The organism is Uliginosibacterium sp. H1, assembly GCF_036017065.1.
Classification (GTDB): Bacteria; Pseudomonadota; Gammaproteobacteria; order Burkholderiales; family Rhodocyclaceae; genus Uliginosibacterium.
The window spans coordinates 1253632-1265764 of record NZ_JAYXHR010000002.1; the positions used below are offsets into that span (position 1 = coordinate 1253632).

Annotated in this window: 15 protein-coding genes; 8 read left to right on the plus strand and 7 right to left on the minus strand. The window is 68.5% G+C overall.

The window, feature by feature from the left end; all coding sequences use genetic code 11:
- Positions 1-89 precede the first annotated feature (89 nt).
- Complete coding sequence (locus VVD47_RS15235; protein ID WP_327604342.1) at positions 90-437, plus strand: iron chaperone; 348 nt, start codon at positions 90-92, stop codon at positions 435-437.
- On the opposite strand, the gene VVD47_RS15240 is transcribed toward VVD47_RS15235, so the two are convergent.
- On the minus strand, positions 438-1310 hold the full coding sequence (locus tag VVD47_RS15240; RefSeq protein WP_327604343.1) for a spermidine synthase-like protein: 873 nt from the start codon (positions 1308-1310) through the stop codon (positions 438-440).
- Between the two features lie 131 nt (positions 1311-1441).
- Between VVD47_RS15240 and VVD47_RS15245 the strand changes: the two genes are divergently transcribed.
- On the plus strand, positions 1442-2068 hold the full coding sequence (locus tag VVD47_RS15245; protein ID WP_327604344.1) for a putative glycolipid-binding domain-containing protein: 627 nt from the start codon (positions 1442-1444) through the stop codon (positions 2066-2068).
- 48 nt (positions 2069-2116) lie between these two features.
- On the opposite strand, the gene VVD47_RS15250 is transcribed toward VVD47_RS15245, so the two are convergent.
- The 3 genes from VVD47_RS15250 to VVD47_RS15260 all read right to left on the minus strand — a co-directional run bounded on the left by VVD47_RS15250 (position 2117) and on the right by VVD47_RS15260 (position 4170).
- Positions 2117-2917, minus strand: coding sequence for a DODA-type extradiol aromatic ring-opening family dioxygenase (locus VVD47_RS15250; protein WP_327604345.1), 801 nt, complete (start codon positions 2915-2917; stop codon positions 2117-2119).
- A 55-nt stretch (positions 2918-2972) separates the two neighbouring features.
- On the minus strand, positions 2973-3581 hold the full coding sequence (gene gstA / locus VVD47_RS15255; RefSeq protein WP_327604346.1) for a glutathione transferase GstA: 609 nt from the start codon (positions 3579-3581) through the stop codon (positions 2973-2975).
- 115 nt (positions 3582-3696) lie between these two features.
- Positions 3697-4170 carry a DoxX family protein gene (locus tag VVD47_RS15260; protein ID WP_327604347.1) on the minus strand — a complete coding sequence of 158 codons (474 nt, stop codon included), beginning with the start codon at positions 4168-4170 and terminating at the stop codon, positions 3697-3699.
- Positions 4171-4359: 189 nt separating this feature from the next.
- Here VVD47_RS15260 and VVD47_RS15265 point away from each other — a divergent pair, with 189 nt between their 5' ends.
- On the plus strand, positions 4360-5304 hold the full coding sequence (locus VVD47_RS15265) for a LysR family transcriptional regulator (RefSeq protein ID WP_327604348.1): 945 nt from the start codon (positions 4360-4362) through the stop codon (positions 5302-5304).
- A 22-nt stretch (positions 5305-5326) separates the two neighbouring features.
- Here the strand turns inward: VVD47_RS15265 and VVD47_RS15270 are convergent, their stop codons facing one another.
- Complete coding sequence (locus VVD47_RS15270; RefSeq protein WP_327604349.1) at positions 5327-5623, minus strand: YciI family protein; 297 nt, start codon at positions 5621-5623, stop codon at positions 5327-5329.
- 204 nt (positions 5624-5827) lie between these two features.
- Between VVD47_RS15270 and VVD47_RS15275 the strand changes: the two genes are divergently transcribed.
- Genes VVD47_RS15275 through VVD47_RS15285 form a run of 3 tightly spaced genes read left to right on the plus strand, consistent with a single transcriptional unit; the run spans position 5828 to position 7987 of the window.
- Entirely contained in the window at positions 5828-6583 is a 756-nt protein-coding gene (locus VVD47_RS15275; RefSeq protein ID WP_327604350.1) for a sulfite exporter TauE/SafE family protein, read from the plus strand.
- Positions 6584-6593: 10 nt separating this feature from the next.
- Entirely contained in the window at positions 6594-7514 is a 921-nt protein-coding gene (locus tag VVD47_RS15280; RefSeq protein ID WP_327604351.1) for a DMT family transporter, read from the plus strand.
- Positions 7515-7567: 53 nt separating this feature from the next.
- Positions 7568-7987: an MEKHLA domain-containing protein gene (locus tag VVD47_RS15285; RefSeq protein ID WP_327604652.1), complete on the plus strand. Its 420-nt coding sequence runs from the start codon at positions 7568-7570 to the stop codon at positions 7985-7987.
- 48 nt (positions 7988-8035) lie between these two features.
- Here the strand turns inward: VVD47_RS15285 and VVD47_RS15290 are convergent, their stop codons facing one another.
- Positions 8036-8239, minus strand: coding sequence for a CsbD family protein (locus VVD47_RS15290; RefSeq protein WP_327604352.1), 204 nt, complete (start codon positions 8237-8239; stop codon positions 8036-8038).
- A 295-nt stretch (positions 8240-8534) separates the two neighbouring features.
- Here VVD47_RS15290 and VVD47_RS15295 point away from each other — a divergent pair, with 295 nt between their 5' ends.
- Positions 8535-10052 (plus strand): phospholipase D-like domain-containing protein, encoded by a 1518-nt coding sequence (locus VVD47_RS15295; protein ID WP_327604353.1) that lies wholly within the window; start codon positions 8535-8537, stop codon positions 10050-10052.
- Between the two features lie 148 nt (positions 10053-10200).
- On the opposite strand, the gene ftsY is transcribed toward VVD47_RS15295, so the two are convergent.
- Complete coding sequence (ftsY, locus tag VVD47_RS15300) at positions 10201-11307, minus strand: signal recognition particle-docking protein FtsY (protein WP_327604354.1); 1107 nt, start codon at positions 11305-11307, stop codon at positions 10201-10203.
- A gap of 246 nt (positions 11308-11553) precedes the next feature.
- Between ftsY and rsmD the strand changes: the two genes are divergently transcribed.
- Positions 11554-12096, plus strand: coding sequence for a 16S rRNA (guanine(966)-N(2))-methyltransferase RsmD (rsmD, locus tag VVD47_RS15305; RefSeq protein WP_327604355.1), 543 nt, complete (start codon positions 11554-11556; stop codon positions 12094-12096).
- Positions 12097-12133 lie beyond the last annotated feature (37 nt).

A 12133-nucleotide genomic window follows, 5' to 3' on the forward strand; every position in this document is an offset into this window, starting at 1 on the left:
GGCCTGATCCGTTCTCACAGCGGCTGCTTTCAGCTCCCAAGGAAATCAGACAACCGAGCGGCAGCCTTGGAAACGTGCGAGCCATAACCATGATCACCCAGCACGATACGTACATCGTCGCGCCCGGGCCCTCTCGGCCCTCGCTGGAACACTTGCGCGAACTGCTGGCCCGCACCCTGCCCGAAGCGGAGGAGGTCGTGGCCTACAACATGCCGGGCTTCCGCATCGGCGGCACGGTGTTCGCGGGCTATGCGGCGTTCAGCAAGCGGTGCGGGCTGTATCTCCTGCCGGGCGCCGTCGCCGCGCATGCCGAAGAGATCGCGGCGGCTGGGCTGAAGGCGACGAAGACCGGCATCACCTTCACGCCCCGCAAGCCGATCCCGGACGATCTCGTGGAACGGCTGGCGCGGGCGTCGCGTCAGGAAGCCGGGAGCTGATCAGCGCCGCCGCCGATCCCGCTGCACGCTGCGCTCCAGGTCCCGCAGCAGGCGCATGAAATCGCAGGGGTGGGCGTCGCTGAGCATGCGGGCGGCGCGGGTGAGGCGTTTCCAGTCGGGGGGGAAGGTGGGGTCGTTGAAGGCGTAGACGATGCGGTTGCCGTCGGTGCTGACATCGGCGATGGCGATGCGGCCGTTGAAGGCTTCGCGCATCAGCGCGATGTGCGTCTCGGCGGTCTGGCTGTGGCCGGAGATATTGGCGACCAGCACGCCGCGCGGCTTGAGGTGGGCGCGTGCATCGGCGTAGAAGGCGGCGGTGCACAGCTGGGGGGCGACGCCGTCCTCGTCGTAGGCGTCCAGCAGGATGACGTCGGCACCGTCGGGCGGGCCGGCGAAGTAGTCGGCGGCGTCCTGCTGGCGGATGCGCAGGCGTTCGTCGTCAGGCGGCAGCAGGAACCAGTCGCGGCAGGCGATGACGCCTTCGCTCACTTCCACGGTGGTGATGCGGCTGCGCGGGCAGTGGCGGTGGCAGTACTTGGTGAGCGAGCCGCCGCCGAGGCCGACGATGACGATGTGCTTCGGTGCGGGCTGGAACAGCAGGAAGCCGAGCATGGCCTGCGTGTAGGCGACCGCGAGTTCCCACGGCGCGGCTATGCGCATCTCGCTCTGCACCAGGCGTAGCGTGAAGTGCAGGCGGCGCACCTTGCCGTCGTCCAGCACGAAGGGGTGTGGGTAGATGCCGTCCAGCAACTGGCGCACCAGCAACTGGCGGTTGCGCTCGGGGCTCTCGCGCAGGCGCACGACGCCGGCTTCGTTCAGCAGGCTGGCGGGGAGGCTGATCCAGCCGGGAGGATCTGGGGACTCGTCATTCATCGCAGGGGCTGCACGCTAGCGCAAGGCGGGCGGCGCGGCAAACGGCCGCTGTGGCGGGGGGGGCTTGCCGTGGGCCGCGGGCGGTCTCAGCATCCGCCTTGCCTGTCTTCGCTTTCCATGGAGGAGCTTCGATGCCGGATCGATCCTGTCGCGCCATCTGCTGGACGCCGCTGTGGCATGCCCGCCTGCCGGGCGTGGGCCTGGAGCAACTGCTGCTGGGCGAGGGCTGGGCCGATGGTTGCATCCTCGCCTTCGACGAGGCCGAAGGTGAAGGCAGCGGAGGAGAGAGCGGGGAGCCGCCATTCCGCCTGGACTACCGGCTCGACTGGGATGCGGGCTGGCGCCTGCGCAAGGCGCAGTTGGGCCTGCGGCGCGTGGAAGCGGCGCACGGCCTCGTCGAACGCAGCCTCGTGCTGCACACCGATGGCGCGGGGCGCTGGTGGGGGGATGACGATGCGCTGGACGCGCTGGCGGGTTGTGTCGACATCGACATCTGGCCGACGCCGTTCACGAACAGCTTCCCGATCCGCCGCGTGCCGCTGGCGGTGGGCGAGCGCCGGGAGTTCCGCATGGCCTGGGTCAATGCGCCGGCGCTGACGGTGGCCCCGCAGGCGCAGGCCTACACGCGCCTGGCGCAGCACCGCTACCTGTTCGAGAGCCTGGACGGCAGCGGCTTCCGCGTCGTGCTGGAGGTGGATGACGAAGGCATCGTGGTCGACTACCCGGGTTTCTTCCGGCGTGCGCCGGCACAGGCCTGAGCCGGCGGGCGCTCAGGTGGCGGGTCGGGCGGCGGTCGGGCGGCGGGGTCAGGCCGCCTGGGCGAAGCGGTAGGCATCCATCGCCAGCACGTCGCCGGTGTAGCCCTGCACCAGCAGCTGGCTGTCGTAGTGTGCACCGGCGGCACCGAGGGCCACGAACAGCGGCATGAAGTGCTCCGTCGTCGGATGCGCGCCGCGCGCATAAGGTGCCTGCGCCTCCCAGGCGGTGAGTGCGTCGAGGTCGTGGGCGGCAATGTGCGCGTCCACCCAGTCGCGGAAGTCGCGGTTCTGCTGCACGGCGCTGCGGTCGCGGTGGAAGTACTGGCGCAGGTTGTGGGTCATGTGGCCGCTGGCGACGATGAGCACGCCTTCGCTCGCCAGTGGCGCGATGGCACGACCGAGCGCGACGTGGTGCGCCGCGCCCAGCGAGGGTTGCACCGACAGCTGCAGCACCGGGATGTCCGCTTGCGGGTACATGTGCAGCAGTGGCACCCAGGCGCCGTGGTCGAGGCCGCGGGTGCCGTCGATGCCGGCGCAGAAGTCCGCCTCGCGCAGCAGGGCCTGCGCGCGTTGCGCGATGTCCGGTGCGCCGGGGGCGGGGTAGCGCAGGCGGTACAGCTCCGGCGGAAAGCCGCCGAAGTCATGGATGGTCTCGGGCTGCGGGCTGCCGGTAAGCAGCGGGACGCCGCTCTCCCAGTGGGCGGAGACCATCAGGACCGCGCGCGGCCGTGGCAGGGTGCGGGCCTCGGCGGCCCATGCCTGGCTGACGGCGTCGTCCTGCACTGCCTGCATGGGCGAGCCATGCGACAGGAAGAGGACGGGAAGGGTGTCGCGGGGTGCTGCGGTCATGATGATCTCCGGGTGATGCAGGGGCACGCATGCCCCGCGTGTATCGCGTGTCGCCTTACTTCAGCAGGCCTTCGGCACGCAGGGCTTCCTGCACCTTGGGGCGCTGGGCGACGCGTGCCATGTAGTCGGTGAGCACCGGCCAGCGGCTCATGTCGATCTTCAGCGGGCGGGTCCAGCTGAGGATGGTGAACAGGTAGGCATCGGCGGCGGTGAAGGTGTCGCCGGTGAGGTACTGCCTGCCGTCCAGTTGCGTCACCAGCCAGTCGAAGCGGGTGGCCAGCTGGTTGCGGCTGATCTCCTTGTATTCCTCCGGCGTGGTCGGCTTCCACAGCGGGCCGAAAACCTTGTGCAGCTCGGAGTTGATGAAGCCCAGCCATTCCTGCTGGTGGTAGCGCGCCATCGTGCCGGGCGGCGGTACCAGTTGCGAGGCCGGGGCCTGGTCGGCGATGTACTGCACGATGGTCGGGCCTTCGGTCAGGCGCTCGCCGTTGTCGAGTTCCAGCACCGGCACGTAGCCCTTGGGGTTGATGGCGTTGAAGTCGCTGCCGTCTTCCAGCTTGTGGGCGCGGATGTCGGCCTTGACCAGTTCGAAGTCCAGGCCGGCCTCGCGCAGCACGATGTGCGGGGACAGGGAGCAGACGCCGGGTGCGTAGTAGAGCTTCATGGGTGTGGTTCTCCTCGTTGTTGGAGCGGGCACCTGTGGGGCAGGGCCGCGGGGACTTGCAAAGGCGGACGTGCAAGCGCGCGGCAACCCGCTGTCACGGGTTGCCGCGCGGTACTCAGGCTGCGGCGAACTTGACGTTGCTGCGACCACTCTGGCGGACGTTGTCGATGGCATACGCGCCACTACCGAGCAGGGCTTGTGCAGCAGCCAGCACCACGAGGTAGACCGGGAATTCCCAGCCGCCGTTCGGTGCGCTGAACACCCAGCCGTTGCCGGCGTGTGCCCAGGCGGCGCCGAGCAGGATCGGCAGCGACAGCAGCGACACCAGGCGGGTCTGGAAGCCGGCGATCAGCGCGATGCCGCCGAGGACTTCGCCGAACACCACCGGGTAGGCCAGGAAGCCGGGCAGGCCGATGGAGGCGAAGAAGCCGGCAGTGCCGGGCAGGGTGAAGACGACCAGCTTCAGCAGGCCGTGGGCCAGCAGCAGGGTGCCCAGCGCCACGCGCAGGACGAAGATGCCGTTTGCCACCGAGGCGGCGGAGGCCACTGAAGCCACTGAGGCCACCGATTGGTTCGATTGATTGCTCATGATGTTTCTCCTGATTTCGGGTCGGGCGGGATTGCCCGGTGTCTGGTTGCATCGCCCCGCAGACAGAAGCCAACGGGCGGTAGCGATGGAGCGGATTCTGCTCATCCCTTCTTTGGAGATAAACTGGCGTCCGGACAAATGTTTGTTGCTTTTTCCGGGATAGTTCCCGGTCGGATGCAAGGAGCTGTGATGGATCGCTTTGACGCCATGAACGTGTTCAGCAAGGTGGTGGAGCTGGGCAGCTTTGCCGCTGCGGCGGACCGGCTGGGCATGTCGACTTCCGCCGTGTCGCGCCAGGTCGCGCAACTGGAAGGGCTGCTGGATGCGCGCCTGCTCAACCGCACGACGCGGCGCATCAGCCTTACCGACAACGGCCGCGCCTACTACGAACGCTGCCTGCAACTGCTGTCGGACCTCGAAGAGATGGAGGAACAGGTCGCGCACAGCACCGCACGCCTGCGCGGCACGCTGCGCTTCACCGCGCCGACCAGCTTCGGCATCCACCGCCTGCCGCCCGCCTTGGGCGAGTTCTCTGCGCGGCATCCGGAGCTGGGCTACGACCTGGCGTTGTCCGATCACGCGGTGGACCTCATCGAGGCCGGCCTCGACCTCGCCATCCGGGTCGGCAACGTGGGCACGCAGAACGTGGTGGCACGCCCCATCGGCCATGCCCGCATGCTGGTCTGCGCCGGCGAGGCCTACCTGAAGCAGCGCGGCGAACCGAAGCATCCGCGCGACCTGCTGCAGCACGAATGCATGATGTACGCGTACTCCTCGACGCCGGAGTGGGTGTTCCAGCGCAAGGCGAAAGCCAGGGAGAAAGGGAAGAAGGCCGGCGAGGACGAGAAGGAAGGTGCGCGCGAGGCCGTACGCGTGGCGGGCCGCATCCAGGGCAACAACGGCCTGCTGCTGGGCGCGCTCGCGGCGCAGGGCCTGGGCATCACCGCGGCGCCCGACTTCATCCTGCAGCACATGGTGGACGAGGGTTCGCTACGACGCATCCTCACCGACTGGGACGCGCCGCTGCTGACCATCTACGCGGTGTATCCGACGCGGCGCCACCTGTCCGCCAAGGTGCGCGCCTTCGTGGATTTCATGGAGCAGTGGCTGAAGGCGCACCACCCGGTGAGCTGAGTGAATCGCCGTGCGCGTCGCTTCAGGCCTGCGGTTCGAGGAAGTGCGCGAGGTCCGGCGCCGAGCGGTTGGGCAGGAACTCGATGATCCGGTAGTCGGCGATTTCCTCGCGGTGGAAGGGGTCGTCGCGGATCAGTGCTTCCAGCGCGTCGCGGGTGCAGCCACGCGCGATGATCACGCCGCCGGTGCGCGGTTGCTGCGGGCCGGACACCACGAAGGTGCCGGCCTCGTAGTGGCGTGCCAGGAAGGCGCGGTGCTCGGGAACGAAGCGGTCCACTTCGCTGAGCGGCTTCTTGTAATTCACCAGGACGACGAACATGGGCGGCCTCGACGTGGTTGAAAGACGGGGCTGCGAGTCTGCCACGGCAGCGCCGCGGTCGGCACCCCTGCGCCCACGCGCTACACTCTCACCCCCGGCACCACGGCCGGGCGGCCATCCGGGCTCCTGACCGGCGCCATCCGTTTCACTGACCGGGCGCCGCCGCGGTGTCCGGCCACCTGCATCCCCTTCCGGCTTCACATCATGTTCGAAACCTTCGGCCCCACAGCCTGGGCCATTGCTGTCACTGCGGTGTTGCTCACCGGTATCTCCAAGGGTGGTTTCGGCAGCGCGCTGGGTGGCGTGGCGGTGCCGCTGCTGGCGCTGTTCATGCCGGCCAGCACGGCCGCCGCGCTGATGCTGCCCATCCTCTGCCTGATGGATGCCTCCGGCATACGCGCCTACTGGGGCAAGTGGTCGAAGGAAGACCTGTGGGCCACCGTGCCGGGCGCGCTGTGCGGCATCGTACTGGGCACGCTGGCCTTCGGCCTGCTGTCGGACCGCGCGCTGAAAGGCGTCATCGGCACGATTGCCATCGTCTTTGTGGCAGATCGCCTGTTCGGCCTGCGTGCGAAGTTGAAGATGAACCATGCACCCGGCCGCGTGGCGGGCGGCATATGGGGCGGCATTTCCGGGGTGACCAGCACGCTGGCGCATGCCGGCGGGCCGCCGGTGCTGGTGTACCTGCTGGGCCGCAACCTGCCCAAGCAGACCTTCGTGGCCACCACGGTGGTGTTTTTCGGCTTCATCAACCTCGCCAAGCTGCTGCCCTACGCGGCGCTGGGCCTGTTCACACCGGACGTGCTGCTGACCGCCGCCATCCTCGCGCCGCTGGCACCGCTGGGGGTGTGGCTGGGCGTGCATGTGCAACGCCTGGTGCCGGAGCGGCCGTTCTTCTTCATCGCTACCGCGGGGCTGGGGCTGTCGGGCCTGAAGCTGCTGTGGGATGCCTTCAAGTGAGCGTGCGGGTATGAGTGCCACCCCGTCTGCGCACAGCGCCCGCAACGCCTCCATCGGCATGACCTGCGCCGTGTTCGGCGCACTGGGTTTCGCGATGAAGGCGATCTTCATCAAGCTCGCCTACGCCCACGGCGTGGATGCGGAAACCCTGCTGGCGCTGCGCATGGGCTACGCGCTGCCTTTCTTCATCGGCATGGGCGTGGCGGTCGCACTCAGGAATCCCATCACGCTGAGCCGGCGCGACATCGGCATGCTGTTCCTGCTGGGCGTGCTGGGTTACTACCTCGCCAGCTATCTGGATTTCCTCGGCCTGAAGTACATCACGGCGGCGCTGGAGCGCATCACGCTGTTCATCTACCCGACGCTGGTGGTGGTGCTGTCCGCCATCTTCCTGCGCAAGCCGCTGACCCGACCGGCCGTTGTGGCGCTCGCCATCTGCTATGCCGGCGCCATCCTCGCCTTCGCGCACGACCTGGGTCAGCCGCATGGCGACGAAGTGATGAAGGGCACGCTGCTGGTGCTGGGCAGCGCACTGTCGTACGCGCTGTACATCATGCTGTCCGGCGAGGAGGTGGGCCGGCTGGGCAGCACGCGGGTGGCGGCCTGGGCCACCGGTTTCGCCTGCCTGCTGAGCCTGACCCAGTTCGTCGCCATCCGGCCGCTCGTCTCCATCGTCGAGCAGCCCTGGCAGGTGCACGCGCTGTCGCTGGCCATGGCGGTGTTCTCCACGGTGCTGCCGATCTGGCTGACCTCGGAGGCGATCCGCCGTCTCGGTGCCGGCCCGGCCTCCATGGTCGGCACGCTGGGGCCGGTCATCACCATCCTGCTCGGCTGGCTGATCCTCGGCGAGTCGCTGGGGGCATTGCAGATCGTGGGGGCGGCGCTGGTGATCTACGGTGTCAGCCGCATTCCGAAGGCGGGCAAGGCTTGAGCCGGCCGGTGGCGGACCCGGCAACACCCTGGCACGCGGAGCAGGTCGCCTTGATGCTGTCGTCGTACCGGCGCCTGCTCGGCGAGCCGCTGCTCGACGCATCCCTCGCGCTGGCGGATGCCGCGCGATGGCTGTACCGGGAAGCGCCTTACTGCCTGCTGGCGCATGACACGCAGGCCAGCCCCTGCTTCACCTATGCCAATCTCGCCGCGCAGCGCTGTTTCGGCTACGCCTGGAACGAGTTCGTCGGCATGCCCTCGCGCCTGTCGGCGGAGGCGCCTGACCGCGCGGAGCGTGACGCCCTGCTGGCAGCGGTGGCACGCGACGGCTTCGCCACCGGATACCGCGGCCTGCGCATCGCCAAGGATGGCCGCCGCTTCTGGATCGAGGACGTGACGGTCTGGAACCTCGTGGACGAGGCCGGGCGCGTCCACGGGCAGGCGGCTGCCTACCTGCGGACGCGCCCGGCCTGAGCGCGGGGTGATGCCGGCCTGGCCGGCATCACGGGCGCAGCAAACCGCTCAGTGGCGGATGCTGTCTTCCCATTCCTTCACGCGCTTTTCGGCCTCGTCGCGGCTGACGCCGTAGCGTTCCTGGATCTTGCCGGCCAGTTCCTCGCGGCGACCTTGAATGACGTCGAGGTCATCGTCGGTGAGCTTGCCCCATTGTTGTTTCGCCTTGCCGACGAGTTGCTTCCAGTTGCCTTCGATGATGTCGCGGTTCATGACGCTCTCCTTGTCGATTCGTGGAATGCGTGCCTTGGTGGCAGCGCATGGCTCCACTTTAGGGAGCCGGCGCCGTGCGCGGTCTCGGTGCAGGCTGATTGGGCTGTGAGATTTGTCCGATCAGGTTTGCCCCAACACAGATCGGACGGAAATCCCTGCTGCCCCTGCCTCGCAGCCTGACGCCTCCGCCACGTAGGAGGCAACCGATAGGCGAATAGGTTGGCGCTGACCGTCGCCGCTCGCGCGCCCCGGCACAGTTCGGCCATGGCTGCGCTGAAGACCGGCCGGAGGAGACATGGAACAAGGCATTTCCACGACCGTCGTGCGGCAACTGCGCCTGGGCGTCGCAAGCCTGGGGGCACGGCTTGCATGGCTGCTGCGCTGCGGGCTGCTGTTCATCCTCAGCCTGTCCGGCGCCGCCTGCCAGACCTTGCCGGAGGTGCCGCTGCAAGCTGCGCAGGCCAGCACGGGCGCTGCCACGGGAGGCGCTGCACATCCGCCCGTGCTGGTGGCGGATCGCCAGGCCTCGGCCGGGCAGGCGCAGCGCGTCGTCAGCCAGCTGAAGGTGGAAGGCCGGCCGCGCTTGCTCGAACGCCAGCTGCAGGCGATGGCCGACTCGCCCAATCCCCTCATCGCCGGCAACGCGGTGGACCTGCTGATCGATGGCCCGGCGACCTACAAGGCGATGTTCGCGGCGGTGGAGAAGGCCCGCCGCAGCATCGTCCTGGAAAGCTACATCATCGAGGACGCGGAAATCTCGCAACGCCTGGCGGACCTGCTGCTGCGCAAGCGGCAGCAGGGGGTGCGGGTCAACATCATCTATGACGGCATCGGCTCGCTCACGACCTCCGCCGAGTTCTTCCAGCGCTTGCGCGACGGCGGCGTGGCCGTCTGCGAATTCAACCCGGTGCATCCGGCGCGGCCGCTCCACCTGCTGAAGGTCAACCATCGCGACCACCGCAAGATCCTGGTGGTGGATGGCAGCACGGCGTTCACCGGTGGCATCAACATCAGCAGCGTGTACAGCTCCGGCTCGTCGTCCATCGGACGTCGCAACCGCGGCAGCAGCGGCTTGGGCAGCGGTGGCAGTGGTGACAAGGAAGGCCGCGAACCGACCAAGGACGATGGCTGGCGTGACACGCAGGTGGCCGTGCGCGGCCCTGCCGCCACCGCCTTCAACAACATGTTCGCCGAGACCTGGCGCCAGCAGAAGTGCGCCGGCGCCGCGCCGCTATCGGAGGCGGTGGCCGCCCCGGCCGGCGACAAGGTGGTGCAGGTGATCGCCAGCGGGCCGAGCGAGCAGGAGGTGGCGGCGATCTACAAGGCCTACATCGGCGCCATCGACGCCTCGCTGGAAAGCGTGCTGATCACCATGGCCTACTTCGCGCCCGACGACCGCACCATGGCCGCGCTGAAGACCGCAGCCCAGCGCGGCGTGAAGGTGCGCATGATCCTGCCCGGCTTCAGCGATTCCGGCCTGATCCTGCACGCCGGCCGCGCCCACTACAGCGCGCTGCTGGAGGCTGGCGTCGAGATCTACGAACGCCACGATGCCCTGCTGCACGCCAAGACGGCGGTGGTCGACGGCGTATGGTCCACCGTCGGCTCCACCAACCTCGACTGGCGCAGCTTCCTGCACAACAACGAGGTGAACGCGGTGGTCATGGGCGAGGAGTTCGGCAGTGCGATGCGCGCCCAGTTCGAGCGCGACCTCGACGGTGCGAAGCGCATCACGCTGGACGCCTGGCGTGATCGTGGCGTGATGCCGCGGATGAAGGAGACCTTCTCCCGCATGTGGGAGTACCTGCTGTAACGGAGCTTCCTTCTTCACCACGCAGGGCGGGAGGTTGCACAAAGAGCTGAACAGGGCTGAACAAAGGGCCACGAAGAGAACCCCTTGCGGATTTCTTCGTGGCCCTTCGCTTTTCTTTACGCCCTTCGTGTGAAGAACGCGATTGCTCTCAAGCCGCCGGCTTGCTCTCCATGTCCAGCAGCGCCTCGACGAACTCGCGGGCATCGAAAGCCTGCAGGTCCTCGATGCCTTCGCCGACGCCGATGAAGCGCAGCGGCCGCGGATGCTGGCGGGCGATCGCCGCGATGACGCCGCCCTTGGCGGTGCCGTCCAGCTTGGTGACGATCAGGCCGGTGACGCCCAGCGCGGCGTCGAAGGCCTTGAGCTGGGTCAGCGCGTTCTGGCCGATGTTGGCGTCCAGCACGAGGATGACTTCATGCGGACCGCTGGCGTCGGCCTTGCCGATGACGCGCTTCACCTTGGCGATTTCGTCCATCAGGTTGAGCTGGGTCGGCAGGCGGCCGGCGGTGTCGATCATCACCACGTCGATGCCGCGCGCCCGCGCGGCGTTGATCGCATCGAACGCCACCGCGGCCGGATCGCCGCCATCCTGGGAGACGACCGTCACGTCGTTGCGGCGGCCCCACTCCTGCAGCTGCTCGCGCGCGGCGGCGCGGAAGGTGTCGCCGGCGGCCAGCAGCACGCTGCGTCCCTGTTGCTGGAAATGGCGCGCCAGCTTGCCGATGGAGGTGGTCTTGCCGGCGCCGTTCACGCCCGCCAGCATCACGATGTAGGGCTTCTGGCCCTCGATCTTCAGCGGTTGCTGCAGGGGCGACAGCAGTTTGTACAGCGCATCCGCCAGCGCCTCCTGCAGCTGTTCGCCGGTCTCCAGCTTGTCGCGCTTCCAGCGCTGGCGCAGCTCGGTGAGCAGGGCGGTGGTGGCCTCGACGCCGCAATCGGCCATCAGCAGCGTGGACTCCAGCTCTTCCAGCAGGTCTTCGTCGATCTTGCGACGCGAGAAGATGCTGCCCAGCGAACCGATCTGGTCGCGGGTACGCGACAGGCCGGCCTTGAGGCGGTCCATCCACGAGCTGCGGGCGGGGGCCGCGGCAACCGCAGGCGCTGCCGGGGTGGCAACGGCGGGTGTGGGCGCAGGGGGCGGGGCAACCGGCGCCGGCGCGGCGGGTGCCTGGTCGGCGGCGGGCGCGGCCGGGGCAGGGCTTGCGGCCGCTTCAGGCGCAGGGGTGGCGGCCTTCTTCTTGAAGAAACTGAACATGGGGTCTGCGGATCGGGGGAGATCGGTGATGTGGCCCGGGACCGTCTGGCGCGGCGAGGGCGGTTTGCGTCTATGATGCTGCGCCCCGCCTGCCTTGCGGCCGTTCATTGCGGGGCCGCACGAACGGAAACGAGTCTAGCAGATGCCTCCCTTGCCCCCGCCCCGACTGCCATTGCGCCGCTCGTTGCGTCGCCTTGTGTGCGGCCACGGGACGGCTGCCTGGGTGGCCGGCACGAGGGCAGGGCAATGAACCAGTTGCGCATCATCGGCGGCCAGTGGCGCTCGCGCCGCCTGCCGATCGCCGACCTGCCCGGCCTGCGGCCGACGCCTGACCGGGTGCGCGAGACGCTGTTCAACTGGCTGGGGCAGGACCTGGCCGGCTTGCGCTGCCTGGACCTGTTTGCCGGTAGCGGGGCGCTGGGCTTCGAGGCGGCATCCCGTGGCGCGGCCGAGGTGGTGATGGTGGAATACAGCCCGGTGGCCGCCGCCGTGCTGCAGAAAGGCGCCGCCACGCTGGGCGCGCGCAATGTCAGGGTGGTGAAAGCCGATGCGCTAAACTTCCTGCGCACGCCCGGCAACTGTTTTGATGTGGTGTTCCTCGACCCGCCGTACCGGCAGGACTGGCTGTCCCGTGTGGAGCCGCTGCTGTTGCCCTGGCTGGCTGAGGATGCGCAGGTCTATGTGGAGGCCGAGCAGCCGATGTCGGCCTTTGCCGGCCTGGCGCCGACCCGCGAAGGCAAGGCCGGGCAGGTGTGCTACCAGTTGTTCCGTCGGGATGACGGGGCCTGACACGATTCGCGATCTTTCCACCCGAACCGACGCCTGC